Genomic DNA, 19,310 nt, shown 5'->3' with positions numbered 1-19,310 from the left:
CTAGCTGAAACATCCTGAAAGTTTTTTAAGATGGTTGAGCAAGCCTTCTAAGATCAGGACGTCACCTGTTTTTAACGTAAAGTTGGTATCTGTTTCATAAAGAATTTGTTGATCCCGTTTCAATAACAGTAATTTAATATTTGGTTCTTGAGCAAGGATGCCTGAGAGATTTACATTATTGAGTTTTTCATTCACAGGGACTTTAATAATATAGTGATCATGATCAAGTGACATATAGCGACTGACCATTGGGTAATTTAAAGCTTGGGCAACACGTACCCCCATATCTTCTTCTGGATGAATAATCTTAGTGATATCTAAGTGAGACAAAATTGTATGATGTGCTTTGGTTTTTGCTTTTACTAATATCTTTTCTACACCTAAACTTTTTAGGTTCAATACACATAAAATACTCGCTTCAATATCCTCACCAATTGCAACAATGACCGCATCACAATTTTGAATATTTAGTTCTTCCAAAACATGTTCGTCAGTCGCATCTGCAATAACTGCGTGTGTAATTTGATCTGCCAGATTCTCAACATTTCTTTTTAGTGTATCAATACCAATAACATCATGATGAAGTTTGGTGAGTTCTAATGCGACAGTTGCTCCAAAACTACCTAAACCAATGACTGCGAACTGTGCCATATCTATCCTTAACTAAATGATAAAAATATACTTTTATCTATTTTAAATGGAATAACTCGTCGATTTGTAATGATTTTGTTTGTCAAATCTTCAAGAAATTCTACACTCATTTAATATAAATAAAGCCGACATAAAGTCGGCTTTATCACTATCTTTATACGCTTATTTAAGGAAGCGCTTATAGCCAATATTATCGCTAATTTCAGCATAAGGATATGTAATTTGCTCTAAAGTCTCTACAAGACCATCTGGATTCTGTTTTGCATCAGTTGCTTGTAATCCGACGAGAACACGACCTTCAGCTGCACCGTGATTGCGATAGTGGAATAATGTGATGTTATGTGTCGGGCCTAAACGCTCTAGAAAAGTTAAAAGAGCACCAGGGCGTTCAGGAAATTCCACACGGAACAAACGTTCATTTTCAATATTTGCATGGCCGCCAATCAAATAACGAATATGAAGTTTAGCTACTTCATCATCTGAAAGATCGTCGACTTCATATTGTTGTTTCAGCATTTCGTGAATTTCGTGGCGTTCAGTTTCGCCACCTTTTAAGCTAATACCAACAAATACTTGTGCTTGATTACTATCGCTTGCACGGTAGTTAAACTCAGTAATGTTCCGACCTTGCAAGGCACGACAAAAATGTAGAAATGCACCTTTTTGTTCTGGGATCGTGACCGCATAGATCGCTTCTTTGCGTTCTCCTAACTCCGTACGTTCAGCAATATAACGTAGACGATCAAAATTCATGTTGGCACCACAAACAATTGACACCATGTTTTTGCCAGTCAATTGATGTTCAGCAACATATTTTTTAATACCAGCTAAAGCCATTGCACCAGATGGTTCGACGATACTGCGGTTTTCATCAAATGTATCTTTAATTGCAGCACAGATTTCATCGGTATTTACGGTGATTATATCTGGTTCAACGATGGGTCCAGAATTATCTGATTTGCGCAAGCGAACCATTTCAAAAGGTAATTCACCGATTTGAGCAACAGCAGTGCCATCAGCAAATAAACCAACATGAGGTAAAATCACACGTTCATTTGTTTCCAGAGCAGCTTTAAGACATGCTGACTCTTCATATTCAACACCAATAACTTTTACATGCGGTGCGACTTCACCTAAGTAAGCAGCGACACCAGCAATCAATCCACCACCACCAACAGCAACGAAAACGTATTCTACATCACGCCATTGACGCAATAACTCATTGGCTATTGTACCTTGGCCAGCAATCACAAGTTCATCGTCATAAGGTGGAATGAAAACTAAGCCTTCTGTTTCGGCACGTTGTTTAGCATATTTATTCGCAACATCAAAGCTATCGCCATGAAGAACAACTTGACCACCAAGGCTTTTAACTGCTTGAACTTTAATGTCAGGGGTTGTGCTTGGCATAACGATAATGGCTGGAATACCTAATTTTTTTCCAGATAATGCAACACCTTGAGCATGGTTGCCTGCTGACGCACAAATAACACCACGATCTAGTTGGTCTTTTGGTAATTGACTAATACGGTTATAGGCACCACGTAGTTTGAAAGAGAACACGGGTTGTAAATCTTCACGTTTAAATCGAATGTTATTATTAATTTTTTGACTAATTCGTGGAGCTGCTTCAAGCGGTGTTTCAATCGCAACATCATAAACCGTTGCTTGTAAAATTTGTCGTACCACACGAGACAGCATGTTCATCTTCCCTATAACAGTTTAAAATAGGTGAACATTGTAGCAAACCCCTGTGCATTTGCGCTGTTTTCTTACAGCAAATGTCAAAATAGTTGAGTGAAGTCATGAGTCTATATGCAACCCAAGATGAAAAAAAACAAGCTGCGGCAAAAGCAGCTTTGAAGCATTTGCCTAAAGGCGGCATTTTGGGCGTAGGAACAGGAAGTACAGTTAATTTTTTAATCGATTTATTGCCTGAGTTGCAATTAGAAGCAGCCGTAGCAAGTTCAAAAGCAACAGCTGATCGTTTGAAAAAGCTTGGTATCGAAGTTGTAGACATGAACTCGGTTGGTGGATTAGATGCTTATGTTGATGGTGCTGATGAAATTGATCGTCATATGCATATGATTAAAGGTGGTGGCGCAGCTTTAACCCGCGAGAAAATTGTTGCTTCGATTGCAAAGAAATTTGTTTGTATCGTTGACGACTCAAAATGGGTGGATCAATTGGGTCGCGACTTTCCACTTCCTGTAGAAGTTATTCCAATGGCACGCTCTGCGGTTGCACGTAAGATTGTTGCCTTAGGTGGTGATCCTGTCTACCGTGAAGGTGTTGTAACAGATAACGGTAACGTTATTTTAGATGTTTTTAATTTAAACATTTTGAATGCAATTGAATTAGAGAAAACGATTAACAACATTCCAGGTGTTGTAACAAACGGAATTTTTGCTTTAAATGCGGCAAGTATTGCGATTGTTGCGACAGATAATGGTATTGAAGAGCGTACTGCGCAGTAATGCGAGCAGTCTTATCTGAAGCATTGTTACCTGAGATTAAAATTGTTCGACATGCAAGGGCGAGAAACCTGCGTTTGCGTGTTGAGCCATCGGGCATACGGTTAACTGTACCGCTATTTGCTTCAACTAGACAAATTCAGCAATTTCTTAATCAATCTGAACAATGGTTAATTGAGACATGGAATAATCAGCAAAATAAGTTTAGCCAATCAGTTGCTATACCTGAAGATTTAAAATTATTTCATCACGTAGAAACATTTAAGCTTATTCAACAAAAACAAAGACAAATATTTAAATTTGATTTTGAGCAGCATTGTCTTTTTGTAAGAAATGAACAATTTGAGAAAGCTTTACAAGCAGCAGTGATTGCTTATGCGAAACACTTTTTGCCTGAATATTTAAAACAAATAAGTTTAAGTATTGGGCTACCTTTTCAAAAATGCTCTATACGTAAACCGAAGACACGTTGGGGGAGTTGTAGTGCTAAACATGACATCATGCTCAATGCCGCTTTGGTTTTGATGCCTGAGCACATAGTTCGGTCTGTATGTATTCATGAACTAGCACATACGATACATTTTGATCATAGCGCTGCTTTTTGGAATAAGGTTGCTCAATATGATGAGAACTATTTAGAAAACCGCAAGCAATTAAAAAATATTCAATTGCCTGCGTGGTGGTATATCTAGCTAAAATTACATTGAAGCTGAGTAGTTTGTAATTGGTCTGGTGCTTTTCTGCTATCGAGACCAGCACTCGCACTTTGCACTTGATTTTCTTTGATTTTAACCTGTACGAAAGAATAATCTAATGAAGTATTATTTGGTTCTGTAGAGCTACTATTAAGTAAATACTCACGGTTTGCTTTGTCTACTTGTAATAGGTTGTCAGTACTATCAGCATCAAGTACAGAACGATAGATTTGAGAACCTTTGATCAATTCGAGTACACCATTTGCACGAATATTTAACTGACAATTATTTACCGTGTCTTCATAGTGACCAATCAGATATTCAATAGAAGGTAAGTTTGGATTGACAATATTGATTCCAGTAATCCCTTGCTTACATGGATATATTGAGCCATTACACGTTGCTGTGGTGTCTACAAAGCCGACGGCTCTTCTGTAGTCACCTGCACCAGCTGTTCTTACATTTAATGTAGTATTGTAAATCGGTTCTGTTCCCACATAAGTATATTGTTGCAATAATTTATAACCATTAGGATTTATTGTCTGTTGTTGAAAATTGGTTGCTAACTTAAGAACTGAATCCTTTAGTGAACTTCCAAATTCAGTTCTAATATTTTTTTGGTTATCACCGATGTCTTTAGCGTTATTTTTTTCAGGATCGATATTGTTAGGGGATGGTTCTAATAATGATATTAAGTCAGTTTTATCGCCGTTAATTTTTTTCGCGTCTAAATAACCGTCTTTTAAATCTATAGAAAGATTCTTAATGAAGTCAATATATGGTGCATCTGGATAATTATTTGCCCATTTTTGTATATAACCTAAACTAAAAAAAGTATTCACATATAGGCTAGGTTTAAGTTGAACATCTTGGTTTGTGAAGCTACTCAGTTGATACGATGAAGCTAAATTAGGTATGTCTAATCTAGTGTATGCATTCAATAGAGCGCTGTTGATGTCATCTGTAGCAAGTTTTAAATGCAAGGTACTAATATCGGTGGAGGTCTCGGATTCATTTGGGAGTTGCCCTGATCGAATCAAAGCTCTTTGATATATAGCCTCAGAGCTTGGATTGATAAAAATAGTTTGTGTAAGGTTACTGACGTCTACATTCACGATACTATGCAAAACAGTTGAAACATTTTCATATTTGTTCGTTAGAAAATTATAAATGAGGGAGTTAGGGGATGTATTGATCTCAACTCTATATAAGTGACTGGTATTTAAAACTTTAGGTAAAGTGATTTGTAAATCAGTTGTAGTTGTAATGTCTTTTTCAAGAACAAGAGTATTATCGAAGTTATCATATACTTTGATAGTGACATCTCTCATTTCTACAGGAACTTTGATTTTAAAGTTTTTTGGCTTTGGCTCTGTCACAGTTGGAGTAGTAGTGTTTTTAGCCTCACTTTCACCACTTCCACAGCCTACTAAAGCTGTACCAAGTAAAAGAGTGCTTACACCTAAACATATCAATTGATTTAATCTTTGTTTTGATTTCAAAGAAGGCATCCCAGCTCTCCAAAAATTCTACATCCATGAAATTTATTATTACCACATCGCTTTTTATTTTATGCGAATAGATTGCTGATTCAATAGTATTTCTTGACCAGCGGTAAAATCTTTACAGTCAAAGCCTTTTTACACTGTTTTAGCTCGAATAGCTATTTTTATGATCAAATAAGCCATTTTAAGAGATAAAAAATTTAATTTTAAAATTTTATTCAAACACTAAGCTTTGAAATTTATAGTTAAAAACGCGATATAACTTATAGGTTTATAGATTGTTAAAAGTCAATCAAACTGCCATACTATTCACACGATTCAAAGTTTGAGGTGGAACACGTGATTTCTGTTGGAATTGTTGGCGGAACTGGATATACAGGTGTCGAGTTATTGCGCCTATTATTAAGACATCCACAAGCCCAAGTACGTGTTTTAACATCTCGAACAGAAGCAGGGAAAGCTGTTGCTGCTATGTTTCCTAGCTTACGTGGTCACACTGATCTTGAGTTTTCTGATTTAAACCTCGAAAATTTAAAGCAATGTGATATTGTATTTTTTGCAACACCGCATGGGGTTGCGATGCAGCATGCTGAAGAGTTAATTACAGCTGGCACTAAAGTAATTGATCTTGCTGCGGACTTTCGTTTACAGAATTTAGGCCAATTCGAAAAATGGTATGGAATGCAACATCATTGTCCTACTGTTTTAAAAGAATCTGTCTATGGTTTAACAGAGTTAAATCGTGAAAAAATAAAACAAGCGCAAGTGATCGGAAATCCTGGTTGTTATCCAACAACAATTCAATTGGGTTTAGCACCTTTATTAAAATCTTCTAGCAAGCTTGTGAATACTCAAAGCATTATTATTGATGCTAAATCTGGTGTTTCAGGTGCTGGACGAAAAGCAAGTTTAGGTATGATATACAGTGAAAATGCTGATAATTTCAAAGCGTATGGTGTCGCAGGTCATCGCCATCACCCTGAAATTGTTGAAGGTTTAGAAAATATTTCAGGCTTGAAGGGACAATTTGATCATTTGATTTTTGTTCCACACTTAGTACCGATGATTCGCGGTATGTTAAGTACAATTTACATTGATTTAACTGAACAGGGTAGCCAAGAAGATCTACAAGCACTCTATGAAGATTTTTATAAATCTGAGCGTTTTGTTGATGTTATGCCTGCTAATAGCTCTCCTGAAACACGTAGTGTCCGTGGAGCAAATGAATTGCGGATAGCTCTTTATCGCCCACAAGCAAATAAACTTATCATACTTGTCGCTCAAGATAATTTAGTGAAAGGTGCTGCAGGTCAAGCTGTACAAAACATGAACTTAATGTTTGGTTTTGATGAAGCTGCTGGGTTAAATGGTATTGGTTTATTACCATAAAAAACGCTTTTTTACTTCACACACATTTAAATTTGGATTTAAATGTGTGCTTTGATGTAGACCATAACGATAGAGATAATGATGGAAAACGCTGAACCGACTGTTTCACCAGACAGTTCCGTTAAAAAAAATAAATTCCTAAAAGCGAATTTACCTTTAGTTATAGCAGCCACTTTACTGATCGGTAGTAGTTTTGTATTGGGTTACACCGTTGGTCATCGTCAAGGTTTAACTGCTGTTGGTTATGACGCTGATGCTGAACAATTGGTTGATGTCGTTCAGAAACAAAAAACTGCATTAGATTCGATGACTAAAAGTCTGAATTCTGCTGTACAAGAACGTGATATGGCTGTTGATAATGCTGACGAATTATTCAAAGGTATTAATCAAGCAAATGCTGATAAAGCTCAGTTCGAGACGATGAATGCAATTTATCGTGAGACTTTAAGGCAGCGTGGTGGGGTTAGCTTAACTGTACAGAACTTAGCGATTAAATCACTGCCTGAAAACGCTTTTGAATATCAAATTGACCTAATTCAAGTGAGTCCAAGTAAACGTCGTGCTGTAGGTTCAGTTGAATTACGTCTAATTAAAGATTCTGAAGTTTTGGTTGTACCACTGGAAGATAAGAACTTTAATTTTGATGACTTTGAGCGTTTGACAGGTCGTTGGACTATGCCTAAAGGTTTTACTCCTCAGTTTATTGAAGTTCGTTTAACTGGTTACGGAACACCAGTGATTAAACGTTTCAGTTGGCAGCGTGGTAAACCTGTTGATGTAAGTTCAGCATTCGTGTCTGAAATCCCACAAGCCGAAGCTAACGCTCAATAATATATAGATTAAGAATTGAATATGCGAAGATACAAACGTCAAATGAATTTAAGTGAAGTGAAAAATTCTTTTCATCAATCAGGTTATGTAGATTGGCACTTGAATCCACGATTAAGTGATTCGCAAGATGATCATGAGGGCGAGGTGGTTGTCCAAACAGCCCCTCCTGAATTAAAACGACCTCCTTTATATGCAGTTGTTCTATTAAATGACGACTACACACCAATGGATTTCGTCATTGAAGTTTTACAAAGCTACTTTTCGATGGATTTAGATCAAGCAAGCCAAGTGATGTTAACGGTTCACTATGAAGGTAAAGGAACAGCTGGCATATATCCAAGAGATATTGCAGAGACAAAAGCTAATCAAGTAAATAATTATGCACGTGCACAAGGTCATCCTTTATTGTGTCAAATCGAACCTGAGCGAGGTGAGTGAATATTCAAATGAAATTTGAATATGAAACGTAAGAAAGCAACGCTTTGTCCGAGCGCAAGAAAAAAACACTTTTAGTCGTGTAAGGCGAGCCTTTAATCTAGTTTTGATAAGTCAGGCAAAAGTAATTAAATTGAATAATAGGTGAGCCTAAAATTATTCAATATTTAAAGCATTTGGATGGGTAGCAGTCATTTATTCAAAAATAAGAGATTTGTTTTATTTTTAATCAATTTGCTGCTTTTATTCCCTTTGTAATTGAATTTTTACAACAATACTTTGTTTTGAAACTTGACCAAGATACTCAACTAATGCTAACTGTAGAATATGAAGCAAAGAGACTTGTAGACGGGTAATTTATAACGATTACAAAAGCTCAAGCGGATCAAGTCAATAATTAGCTTTTGATAAAAAGATGCTTCTTTTTTGAGAAAGCCCAAGATATAAGGGGGTTACATGCTCAGTCGTCAATTAGAAGTATCGTTACGTTTGGCTGTTAGCATGGCTCGTCAAAAGAGACATGAGTTTCTGACAGTTGAACATTTGTTGCTTGCTTTACTTGATAATGATTCAGCCGTAAATGCACTAAAAGCATGTGGTGCTGATATCGTTACTTTACGTAAAGAATTAGAGGAATATGTAGAGCAACATACCCCAAAACTTGGTGATAATAGTGAACAAGCTCCACATCCAACAGAGAGCTTTGATCGCATTTTGCAACGTGCAATTTTTCATGTTCAATCAAGTGGTGGTGATCGTACGGTTGAAGGTGCAGATGTACTTGTTGCGATGTATTCTGAAAGAGATTCTTTCGCGGTTTACTTACTTAAACGTCATCAAATTAATCGCTTAACTTTGACTCAATACTTATCTCACGGTACACGTAAAGATGAGATTCAAGTTGAAGAGGAAGTAGAAGATATTGAAGGTGAAAGTGCAGCTTCAGCAAATGCTGGACCACTTGAACAATATACATTGAACTTAAATATCGAAGCGCAAAAGGGTAAAACAGATCCTTTAATTGGTCGTGAAAAAGAAATCGAGCGAGCAGCACAGATCCTATGTCGCCGCCGTAAAAATAACCCATTGTTAGTTGGTGATCCTGGTGTAGGTAAAACATCTATCGCTGAAGGTTTAGCTTGGTTAATTGTTAATGGTAAAGCACCAAAACCTCTAGCAAATGCTGAAGTATATAGTTTGGATATCGGTGCGTTAGTTGCTGGAACAAAATATCGTGGTGACTTTGAGAAGCGTTTAAAACAGTTATTAAATGCTTTGAAAAAGAATCCGAATGCTATTTTATTCATTGATGAAATTCATATGATTATCGGTGCTGGTTCGAGCATGGGTAGTACTATGGATGCATCGAATCTAATTAAACCAGCCTTAGCAAATGGTACTTTACGTTGCATTGGTTCAACTACTTTCCAAGAATATCGTCAGGTGTTTGAGAAAGACCATGCTTTATCACGTCGTTTTCAAAAAATTGATGTAAATGAACCAAGCATTGGTGAAACGATTGAAATTTTACGTGGCTTGAAAAGTAAGTTTGAAGATTTTCATCATGTGGAATACGACGATAAAGCTTTAGTTGCAGCTGTAGAGTTATCGGCTAAATTTATTCATGATCGCTTTTTACCAGACAAAGCAATCGATGTTATTGATGAAGCTGGTGCACAACGCCGTTTAAAAGCAGAAGTAGATGGCTCAACAATTTCTGTTGAAAACATCGAAGATATTGTTTCTAAGATTGCTCGTATTCCTCCAAAAACAGTGTCTAAAGATGACAAGACTGTGCTTGAGAATTTAGAACGTGATTTGAAACGTGTTGTCTTTGGGCAAGATGAGGCGATTACAGCACTTGCGTCAGCAATTAAATTATCTCGTGCAGGACTTAAAGCGCCTGATAAACCAGTGGGTAGTTTTGTATTTGCAGGCCCAACTGGTGTTGGTAAAACAGAGGTGACGAAACAGCTTGCTAAGTTACTTGGTGTTGAGTTTGTCCGTTTTGATATGTCTGAATATATGGAGCGCCACGCGGTTTCTCGCTTGATCGGTGCGCCTCCTGGTTATGTTGGATATGATCAAGGTGGATTGCTCACTGATGCAATTCATAAGAATCCACATTGTGTTTTATTACTTGATGAGATTGAAAAGGCGCATCCAGATGTATTCAATCTTTTATTACAAGTCATGGATCATGGTGCGTTGACTGACAACAATGGTCGTAAGTCTGATTTTAGAAATGTGATTATTGTTTTAACAACTAATATTGGTGCAGAAAGTATTTCTCGTGCAAGTATTGGTTTTACTGAACAAGATCATAGTGCTGATAATCAAGATGCGATGAAGCGAGCATTTGCTCCAGAGTTCCGTAACCGTTTGGATGGCGTGATTCAATTTAAATCACTTCCTACTACTGTGATTGAATCAGTAGTTGATAAATTCTTAACAGAGTTACAAGCACAATTAGATGAAAAACAAGTTGTGCTTGATGTGGATCAAAGTGCGCGTGATTGGTTGTCTGCAAATGGATATGATCGCCTAATGGGTGCTCGTCCAATGCAGCGTTTAATTCAAGAGCATTTGAAAAAACCGCTTGCTGAAATGATCTTATTTGGTGAACTTGCAGAGCATGGTGGTAATGTTGCTGTTTCTGTGAAGAAAGAAGATGGAAAAGACGTTGGATTGAAACTTGAAGTATTTGAGGATCATATAAATCCAAGTGCTGAACCAGCTTAATGTTAGAGTTTACATTTTCTATAACCCGAGTACTGAGTGTATTCGGGTTATTTATTTTAACGGCTATTGCAGAAATCTTGGGATGCTATTTTCCTTACTTAATCTTGAATCAAGGAAAATCTCATTGGTTGTGGATACCAACAGCACTTAGCTTAACGGTATTTGTTTGGTTGCTGACATTGCATCCAGCGGCATCTGGAAGGATATATGCTGCTTATGGTGGAATATATATTTTTACTGCACTGCTATGGTTACGTTATGTCGATCAGGTGATTCTGACACGTTGGGATATTTTAGGTGGTTTAATTGTATTGGTCGGTGCAAGTCTTATTATTCTGCAACCTCAGGGCTTAGTTCGTTAGTTTATGAAGCATGACTACTTAATGCTAAGCGTAATGCTTCATTATTCAATTAAAAACTATTTTAAATGATATGAATTCGTGATTTCACATGCGTCAATAAATGAATCATCGTGTGATACCAGTAGTACAGAACCATTAAAGTGCTTAATTGCGTGTGCTAATAACTCTCTAGATTCAATATCCAGATGATTTTCAGGTTCATCTAAAAGCAGAAGCTCCACATGCTGAAATTTTAAAGCCAGTAAAGCGACTTTTAAGCGTTCTCCACCACTTAAATTTTTTAATGGTATAAGTGCTTTGTCTCTACGAATTTTCATGTTGCCAAGCGATGTTCGTATTTGCTGTTCTGTTAGATTTGCATTGATAGTCTTTAAATATTCTGTTGCAGAAATTTCACCAGCTAAAAAAGATATGTTTTGATCGAGATAAGCTGTTTGTACATTACAGTACATTTTGCCCTCATGAGACTTAATAAGACCTTGAATTGTCTTCAATAAGGTAGATTTACCTATTCCATTTTCACCTTGTATATGAATTTTTTCTGAAGCATTCACTGCAAAATTGATTGATATAGAAAGATTAAAATCAAGTGTTAAATCTTGGCAACGTAAGATTTCTCCTGTTTTTTCGGTGATATGGTTAAACTCAAAAGACTGTGATTTTAAATGTTCAAGTTGAGTCTGTTTTTGCATTAAGTTATCTTTTGCATCGGCTAGTCGCTTGATTTGCTGGTTGCGTAAATGAGAAAGCGATTGCTCAGCTTGTTCTTTTTTTGCATCTAATAAGATAGGCGCTTGAGAGCCTGAGGTCCTTAATTTTTCACCTGTCTTTTTCCGTTTTTGTGCTTTCATTTGGTTTCGATGTTGCTGTTCTTTAAGCGCTCGAATTTCTCTTTTTTCCTGATGGACAGCCTTTGATAGTGCTTCAACTTGTATTAGATGTTGTTGCTGATAATGTGAATAGTTCCCACCGTAGTAGTGTAACCCTAGCTGATTCAGAACAAAAATACCCTGTACCTGATCTAAAAGTTGTCGATCATGGCTAATAATTAGCCCGCCAGTTTGGTGCTGACTCATTTGATCAATTAACCAGTTACGCCCTTGAGTATCTAAATGATTGCTTGGTTCATCTAAAAGTAAATAATGATCTTTAAGAAGAAATAAACGGCATAGTGCCAGTTTGGTTTTTTGTCCTTCACTCAAATCTTGAATACGAGTATCAAGATCAATTGGTAAATTTGCGCTTTCTAGCAATTGTTGCCAATGAGCAGGTAAATGCCAGAGATTTTCAACTTGATCATAATCTGCAAATGAAGCAATGCCTTGCTTTATACGTTCAAAACAAAAATATAATTCATGAATATTTAAAGCTTGAGCAATTGTGCTTTCTTTAATTCGCTGTAGTTGAGTGAGATGTTGATGAGGGCATTGCCACAAGATTTGACCAGAATAAGCAACCTCACTTTTCTTCTGCAAATGTAATATAGACATGAGCAAGGATTTACCTTGTCCATTTTTTCCAACTAGGCCTGAAAATGAATTTAAAGGTAATTGGAAAGAAATGTTGTCAAAAATTTTTTGTTGTGGAAAATCAAGCGTTAAGTTGGAAATAATACATGCCTGTTGGGTCATAAGAAAACCTCATAAAAACAGGATATACAAAATAGAATAATAAGAATAAGTTCTTAGAATAGAAACCACTAAAAGATAGATAAGCCTATTTTGCACATCAAAAAAGAAAGGGTATTTGATGTTAAAAAATAGAACTTACTTCATTGGCGTAATCTCAAATTGGTGTATTTTTACACTATTTTATGAGTAAAATGTTGAGAGGTCAATTTTTCTTATTTTGAAGTTATGTTTAAAAAAATATAAAAAGTGCTTGTCAAACGAGAAAATAGTGCGTAATTTAATACTTAGGAACAGTTTTTTAGATATTTGAAATAAACATGTTAAAGCATACTGTAAACACAAACGCATACTTTTATTTTTGGCAATATATTTAGTTGCCTGACGCGTTTCGGGCATCGGAAAGGTTGCCCAACCAGTTAATACCTGATCGGCAACACCGATCAGGTTTTTTTATGCTCTAACAATCATTACTTTAGGAGAAATACCATGTATAAATTTAATAAGTCATATTTTAGCAGCTTTTATTGGTTCTACTTTAGCCAACATCAATTATTGCTTAGATCCCTATTGCTCAAATAAATGATCTGGACTGCGAAGAAGGACAGTCCAAAGGAAATGAATAATGAACGCTTTAAATACTGCTTTGACACAACCACAAACTCATTCAAAAGAATCAATGCTTAGCTTGCCATCACAACTCAAAGCGCAGTATCCCTTGTCTGTCACTTTAGCGCAGCAAATTTCAAAACATCGTCAAACGATTCAAAACATTTTATCTGGACATGATCATCGTTTAATGGTGATAACAGGGCCGTGTTCAATACATGATCCAGTTGCAGTGCTTGAATATGCTGATCGGCTACAAAAATTACAAGAACAAGTCAAAGATCAAATTTTCCTCGTGATGCGTGCATATATTGAAAAACCACGTACCACGGTAGGTTGGAAAGGTTTTTTATACGATCCGAATTTAGATGGATCATCAGATTTACAACTTGGTTTAGAAAAATCACGTCAGCTTTATTTACAGCTTATTGAGAAAGGCTTGCCGATTGCGAGTGAAATTCTTAGCCCTATGGCAACAGGTTATTTTGATGACCTGTTAGCTTGGGGCGCTATTGGAGCGAGAACCAGTGAGTCTCAGATTCATCGTGAGATTGCAAGCCATATGCCGTACAGTATCGGCTTCAAAAATGGTACAGATGGTTCTATTCAGATTGCTTTAGATGCGATTCAGTCAGCATTAAATGGACACCAATTTTTAGGTATGACACAACAAGGTTTACCTGCGATCCTTCATAGCAATGGCAATCCATTACCACATTTAATTTTACGTGGCTCAAATCACGGAATAAATTATGATTTAGCCTCAATTCAGGCGATGCATTTCAAACATAAACATATGCCTGCTTTGGTGATTGATTGTAGTCATGGAAATAGCGGTAAAGATCCGTTATTACAACCACAAGTTTTGCAACAAATCATCGATGAGCGTGCGGAGTCAAAAGTTCGTGGTGTAATGATAGAAAGTCATTTAGTAGATGGAAATCAAAAGATTTCATGTGATATGACCTATGGTCAATCTGTAACTGATGGCTGCTTAGGCTGGGATAAAACAGCACAAGCTTTATTGGATATTGCTGAGCAGATGAGATCAAAAGTATAAAAGTATAAAAAGCCAATCATTGAGATTGGCTTTTTTATATTTATTTTGATTTAGGCAGCATGTTTAGATTGAGCATTAAGAAAATGCACAATTTCTTGGCTGAATTTTCTTGGTTCTGTAATTAGAGGTGTGTGCCCTGAATGCTCAAAGTAAACGGCTGTTGCATTGCTTAACGAGTTCGCAATCAGTGTTTGTCCTGTTTCAGGGTAAAGCGTAGATTCACGACCAATAAAGAAGGTCGTTGGGCAATCAACATGACTGATTGCTTCACGATAATCTTCATCGTGATTTAAATAGTTCTCTACATACCAAAGCAAGTAATCTAGGCGTTGAATTGGGAGTAAATACTTTTGTAAGAATGGGCGATGTAATGCGAGTTTGAAAATCTTAGGGCTGTAACTGTTGCTGCTCTGAAACTCAATGAATCCAGCCCATAAACTTACTAGCTTATAACGAACATCATCAGGTAAATCCTCTAACTTCTGAGCGTATTTATAATTTAGCAGAAGTGTTTGTATGTCGAGGAGTAGCTTTTTAAATTGAGGTTGTTTTTGCCCAAATAAACCATATTGCCAAGAATCATCAACTGCAATTTTGGGTGTTTGGTCAATGTGTAAATAGGCTTTTAATTTATTTGCTAGATCACCATGCTTCATACCATGCATTGCCGTCGTTGCGCCCATGGAATAGCCCATTAAGATGAATTGATCTAGTTTCAATTGCTTGATCAATGCATCTATATCATTCCAATGGCTTGAAATGGCATCCATTTCAGGAATAGCGCAGTTCTTTGAGCCACCAAAACCACGCCAATCGGGAATAATAAACTCGTATTGCTTACGATTTGCAAATAGGAAAGGTAGCCATTGCCAACTATGCATACCAAGTCCTGACAATACGAGTACAGGTTCACCTTCGCCAACACGACGTACAAAAAGTTTTTCTTGGTCAGGCATAGTATAAAACGGCATTATTATTCTCCAGTTTTGTCTGATTGCTCAAATTTCTTTAATTGAGGAATCATTTGTTCTAACCATTTTATCCATTCATTTTCTTTAATGATACCGAGTTCAAGGATCATTTTATGGATAAAGAGGATGCGATTAGTCGGTTCATGATTTTTAAAATCTTTATCATGAATTGCTTGGTATAAGCTTAATTTTTCCTTATGAAGCTCAAGATGACGCTCAAGTTCAGGTAAAATATTGTTACCGCCGAGTTGAGCTTCAGCTCTTAATCTAACCATAAGGTCATCGCGCAGTTGCGCAGGTTCACTTTGTTGTTCAATCCATGAAGCGAGTTGTATTCTGCCGAGTTGTTCGACTTGATAGGTCTTTTTTCGGCTATTCGCAGCTTGTTCTTCTAGTGTAGAAATCCATCCTTTTTTCAGCATCCCATTGAGTTCACGATAGATTTGCTGATGAGTCGCATTCCAAAAGAAGCCCATTGAACGGTCAAAGCGACGAGCTAATTCAAAACCAGTACTTGGCTTTTCTAATAAGCTTGTCAATAAAACATGGGCAAGTGACATAATATTCCGTAATAAAAATGACTCATTAGAATTATGCAATATGTTGCATAAAAATCAAATCTTGTTTATAACTTTATGCAACAAGTTGCATTAGCAAGCAGATTGCTAGCCAAAGGAGAAAACATGTCAGCTTACCCACATTTATTAAAGCCACTTGATTTAGGCTTTACAACTTTAAAAAACCGCGTGCTTATGGGGTCTATGCATATTGGTTTAGAAGAAGCACCACAAGGTTATGATCGTATGGCAGCATTTTATGCTGAACGTGCAAAAGGTGATGTGGGCTTAATCGTAACGGGTGGTGTTTCTCCAAATGATGATGGCGTTGTTTTTTCACACGGTACAAAATTAGATTCGATAGAAGAAGCTGAAAAACATAAAGTGATTACTCAGGCTGTGCATGAAGCTGGTGGTAAAATTGCTATGCAAATCCTGCATACGGGTCGTTATTCTTATCAAGCAAATAACGTTGCACCATCTGCTATCCAAGCACCAATTAACCCAATAAAACCTAAAGCGTTAAGTTCAGCGGAAGTACAACAAACAATTGATGATTTTGCTAACTGTGCCAAGCTTGCTCAATACGCTGGCTATGATGGTGTCGAAATCATGGGTTCAGAGGGTTATCTAATTAATGAATTTATTGCTGCGCGTACCAACCATCGTGATGATGAATGGGGTGGTAGCTATGAAAACCGTATTCGTTTTCCGATTGAAATTGTAAAGCGTACACGCGCATTAGTTGGTGAGAACTTCATTATTATTTATCGTCTATCCATGCTTGACTTGGTTGAAGGCGGTTCGAGTTTAGAAGAAGTCATTCAACTCGCAAAAGAAATTGAAAAAGCAGGTGCTACGATCATTAACACAGGGATTGGCTGGCATGAAGCACGTATCCCAACGATTGCGACCAAAGTTCCTCGTGCAGCATTTACTTGGGTGACTGAGAAGCTAAAAGGTACAGTTTCTATTCCACTGATTACATCGAATCGTATCAATACACCGGAAATGGCAGAACACGTATTGGCATCTGGCCATGCGGATATGATTTCAATGGCACGCCCAATGTTAGCAGATGCTGAATTTGTATTAAAAGCTAGTGAAGGTCGTAGTGATGAAATCAATACATGTATTGGTTGTAACCAAGCATGTTTAGATCATATTTTCTCTATGAAAATTGCAACTTGTTTAGTGAATCCGCGCGCATGTTATGAAACTGAGCTTATTTTTAAAGAAGCAAACACAGCAAAAAATATTGCGGTGATTGGTGCAGGTCCAGCTGGTTTGAGCTTTGCAACCTATGCTGCAAGTCGTGGTCATAAAGTAAAAGTATTTGATTCGAGCAATCAAATTGGTGGCCAATTTAACATTGCGAAAACGATTCCTGGTAAAGAAGAATTCTATGAGACTTTACGCTACTTCAAACGTCAAATTGAATTACAACCGAATATTGAGCTCGTACTGAACCACACTGCGACTTATGAAGAGTTGAGTCAAGCAAACTACGATGACATCGTCGTTGCAACAGGTGTTACGCCTCGCCAATTACAGTTTGAAGGTATTGATCATCCAAAAGTATTGAGCTATATCCAAGTATTAAGAGAGCGTGTGCCTGTAGGTAAGCGTGTCGCAATTATTGGTGCGGGTGGTATTGGTTTCGATACTGCGGAATACTTAACGCATGAAGGTGATAGCGGAAGTTTAAACCCACAAAAATTCTATGATGAATGGGGTATTGATACATCATATGAAAATGTGGGTGGGTTAAAACCAGCTGAGCTTGAAAAATCTGAGCGAGAAATTTACCTCTTACAACGTAAAACCGCTGCAGTTGGCGCAGGTTTGGGTAAAACGACGGGTTGGATTCATCGTACTGGCTTGAAACATCGTGATGTGAAAATGATTGCAGGTGCTAGCTATGACAAAGTTGATGATCAAGGTTTGCATATTACGGTTGACGGCCAAACACACATACTTGAAGTAGATAATGTCGTAATTTGTGCAGGACAAGAATCATATACAGCAATGTACGACCAACTTAAAGCAGATGGAAAGAATGTACATCTGATCGGTGGTGCGAAAGAAGCGGGTGAGCTAGATGCAAAACGTGCGATTCGCCAAGGCGCTGAATTAGCAGCAGTCGTATAATTCAATTTAGGGCATTCTTCCAAAGAGGAATGCCCTTAAATATATAAATCATAGCATAATTTAAAAAGGAGTATAACAATGACACTCGCAACAATGAAACATTCTTTAGAACAATGGCATGAGATGATTAAAACTCGTGATTTGACAAGCTTAAATGATTTATTAGCAGAAGATGTCATGTTCCGTTCACCAGTCGCATATAAGCCTTATGAAGGGAAACATGTTGTTTTCTTTATTCTCACAAATGTGATTCAGGTGTTTCAGGATTTTACCTATCACCGTGATTTCTATACTGAAGACGGTGAAAATGTGGTGCTTGAGTTTAGTGCCAATGTCAGTGGTAAGTCATTAAAGGGGATCGATATGATCAAATTTAATGAACAAGGTAAAATTATTGATTTTGAAGTGATGATTCGTCCAAGGAGTGGATTGGCTGCACTTGCAGAACAAATGGGCGCTCGATTTGCTCAATATCAAGCGAATGCATAAAAACACCAAATAGCCTAAGTAAATTGAGGTTTGAAAATGTGGTTAAAAATTACGACATTTGCATTACTTCCTATTGTTGCTATACAAGGAATCAAAGTCCGTAAAAATACGCCTAGTCTTCCAGAAGCAAGTGGTGATAGAGAAGGAGTAGTAGGCAGTGGAAAACCACTTTCATTGCTTATTATTGGTGATTCTGCTGCAGCTGGTGTTGGTGTAGCAACGCAGAAAGATGCTTTGTCGGGTGCGATCATTACAGAACTTTACAGTGAATTTACTTTGACGTGGAAGTTACAAGCGCAAACAGGTGACACGACACAACAAGTGATTCAGGCAGCTAAACAAATAAGTGATCAGAAGTACGATATTGTCATTACATCAATAGGAGTGAATGATGTTACGAAATTCACTTCAGCGAGATCATGGTTAAAACAACAAAAACAATTATTTATAGATATTCAAAACAGGTTTAATCCGAAATTAATCATCGTGTCTGGTGTGCCACCAATGCAACATTTTCCTGCTTTGCCTAATCCTTTGGCATGGTTGTTTGGAAAATATGCAGCGCAAATGAATCAAGTATTACAACAATGGTTGATGCCGCAAGATAAATTTAAATTTATCCAATATGATATAAAAGAGTTTCAGGCATTAAATTTGCCTATGGCAAGTGATGGTTTTCATCCGAGTAAAGAAATTTACGCAATTTGGGGGCAAAAAGTCGCATTTTTAGTGCGAGAAACATTTACTTATCGTTAAAGGTA

At 37.0% G+C, this 19,310-nt stretch carries 17 protein-coding genes; 11 read left to right on the top strand and 6 right to left on the bottom strand.

What is annotated here, in order from left to right:
- Both ACF8D3_RS07890 and ilvA read right to left on the bottom strand, forming a co-directional pair.
- Nucleotides 1–651 (bottom strand): TrkA family potassium uptake protein, encoded by a 651-nt coding sequence (locus ACF8D3_RS07890; protein ID WP_004879776.1) that lies wholly within the window; start codon nucleotides 649–651, stop codon nucleotides 1–3.
- A gap of 162 nt (nucleotides 652–813) precedes the next feature.
- Entirely contained in the window at nucleotides 814–2,358 is a 1,545-nt protein-coding gene (gene ilvA / locus ACF8D3_RS07885) for a threonine ammonia-lyase, biosynthetic (protein ID WP_171054832.1), read from the bottom strand.
- 98 nt (nucleotides 2,359–2,456) lie between these two features.
- Between ilvA and rpiA the strand changes: the two genes are divergently transcribed.
- A complete protein-coding gene (rpiA, locus tag ACF8D3_RS07880; RefSeq protein ID WP_392471000.1) occupies nucleotides 2,457–3,128 on the top strand; it encodes a ribose-5-phosphate isomerase RpiA in 672 nt (223 codons plus the stop codon).
- Nucleotides 3,128–3,817 (top strand): M48 family metallopeptidase, encoded by a 690-nt coding sequence (locus tag ACF8D3_RS07875; RefSeq protein WP_392470999.1) that lies wholly within the window; start codon nucleotides 3,128–3,130, stop codon nucleotides 3,815–3,817. Before rpiA ends, ACF8D3_RS07875 begins: the two co-directional genes overlap by 1 nt.
- On the opposite strand, the gene ACF8D3_RS07870 is transcribed toward ACF8D3_RS07875, so the two are convergent.
- Complete coding sequence (locus tag ACF8D3_RS07870) at nucleotides 3,814–5,331, bottom strand: hypothetical protein (RefSeq protein WP_392470998.1); 1,518 nt, start codon at nucleotides 5,329–5,331, stop codon at nucleotides 3,814–3,816. The genes ACF8D3_RS07875 and ACF8D3_RS07870 overlap by 4 nt on opposite strands.
- A 333-nt stretch (nucleotides 5,332–5,664) precedes the next feature.
- On the opposite strand from ACF8D3_RS07870, the gene argC reads away from it, so the two are divergent.
- The 5 genes from argC (at nucleotide 5,665) to ACF8D3_RS07845 (ending at nucleotide 11,084) form a co-directional block, all read left to right on the top strand.
- Nucleotides 5,665–6,714, top strand: coding sequence for an N-acetyl-gamma-glutamyl-phosphate reductase (gene argC, locus ACF8D3_RS07865; protein ID WP_392470997.1), 1,050 nt, complete (start codon nucleotides 5,665–5,667; stop codon nucleotides 6,712–6,714).
- An 81-nt stretch (nucleotides 6,715–6,795) separates the two neighbouring features.
- Nucleotides 6,796–7,545 (top strand): DUF6776 family protein, encoded by a 750-nt coding sequence (locus ACF8D3_RS07860; protein ID WP_392470996.1) that lies wholly within the window; start codon nucleotides 6,796–6,798, stop codon nucleotides 7,543–7,545.
- Between the two features lie 21 nt (nucleotides 7,546–7,566).
- A complete protein-coding gene (gene clpS / locus ACF8D3_RS07855) occupies nucleotides 7,567–7,983 on the top strand; it encodes an ATP-dependent Clp protease adapter ClpS (RefSeq protein WP_017196608.1) in 417 nt (138 codons plus the stop codon).
- Between the two features lie 453 nt (nucleotides 7,984–8,436).
- The gene (gene clpA / locus ACF8D3_RS07850) at nucleotides 8,437–10,722 is read left to right on the top strand and encodes an ATP-dependent Clp protease ATP-binding subunit ClpA (protein ID WP_007483394.1); all 2,286 of its coding nucleotides are present in this window, start codon (nucleotides 8,437–8,439) and stop codon (nucleotides 10,720–10,722) included.
- Nucleotides 10,722–11,084, top strand: coding sequence for a YnfA family protein (locus ACF8D3_RS07845; protein WP_004879759.1), 363 nt, complete (start codon nucleotides 10,722–10,724; stop codon nucleotides 11,082–11,084). The genes clpA and ACF8D3_RS07845 overlap by 1 nt, the downstream gene beginning before the upstream one ends.
- Nucleotides 11,085–11,140: 56 nt before the next feature.
- Here ACF8D3_RS07845 and ACF8D3_RS07840 read toward each other — a convergent pair whose 3' ends face one another.
- Nucleotides 11,141–12,715 (bottom strand): ATP-binding cassette domain-containing protein, encoded by a 1,575-nt coding sequence (locus tag ACF8D3_RS07840; RefSeq protein ID WP_392470994.1) that lies wholly within the window; start codon nucleotides 12,713–12,715, stop codon nucleotides 11,141–11,143.
- Between the two features lie 622 nt (nucleotides 12,716–13,337).
- Here ACF8D3_RS07840 and ACF8D3_RS07835 point away from each other — a divergent pair.
- Nucleotides 13,338–14,381, top strand: coding sequence for a 3-deoxy-7-phosphoheptulonate synthase (locus tag ACF8D3_RS07835; protein ID WP_392470993.1), 1,044 nt, complete (start codon nucleotides 13,338–13,340; stop codon nucleotides 14,379–14,381).
- 50 nt (nucleotides 14,382–14,431) lie between these two features.
- Here ACF8D3_RS07835 and ACF8D3_RS07830 read toward each other — a convergent pair whose 3' ends face one another.
- Entirely contained in the window at nucleotides 14,432–15,352 is a 921-nt protein-coding gene (locus ACF8D3_RS07830; protein ID WP_392470992.1) for an alpha/beta fold hydrolase, read from the bottom strand.
- Between the two features lie 2 nt (nucleotides 15,353–15,354).
- Nucleotides 15,355–15,912, bottom strand: a complete 558-nt coding sequence (locus ACF8D3_RS07825) for a PadR family transcriptional regulator (protein WP_004879746.1) — start codon at nucleotides 15,910–15,912, stop codon at nucleotides 15,355–15,357.
- Nucleotides 15,913–16,035: 123 nt separating this feature from the next.
- Between ACF8D3_RS07825 and ACF8D3_RS07820 the strand changes: the two genes are divergently transcribed.
- From ACF8D3_RS07820 to ACF8D3_RS07810, 3 genes are all read left to right on the top strand, one after another.
- A complete protein-coding gene (locus ACF8D3_RS07820; RefSeq protein WP_392470991.1) occupies nucleotides 16,036–18,060 on the top strand; it encodes an FAD-dependent oxidoreductase in 2,025 nt (674 codons plus the stop codon).
- 78 nt (nucleotides 18,061–18,138) lie between these two features.
- Entirely contained in the window at nucleotides 18,139–18,549 is a 411-nt protein-coding gene (locus ACF8D3_RS07815; protein WP_392470989.1) for a nuclear transport factor 2 family protein, read from the top strand.
- Nucleotides 18,550–18,585: 36 nt separating this feature from the next.
- On the top strand, nucleotides 18,586–19,305 hold the full coding sequence (locus tag ACF8D3_RS07810) for an SGNH/GDSL hydrolase family protein (RefSeq protein ID WP_392470988.1): 720 nt from the start codon (nucleotides 18,586–18,588) through the stop codon (nucleotides 19,303–19,305).
- Nucleotides 19,306–19,310 lie beyond the last annotated feature (5 nt).

It is taken from the genome of Acinetobacter sp. YQ_14, assembly GCF_043102985.1.
GTDB lineage: Bacteria > Pseudomonadota > Gammaproteobacteria > Pseudomonadales > Moraxellaceae > Acinetobacter > Acinetobacter venetianus.
Note: the sequence above shows the minus strand (reverse complement) of the source record. Positions and strands in the feature narration are given on the sequence as shown.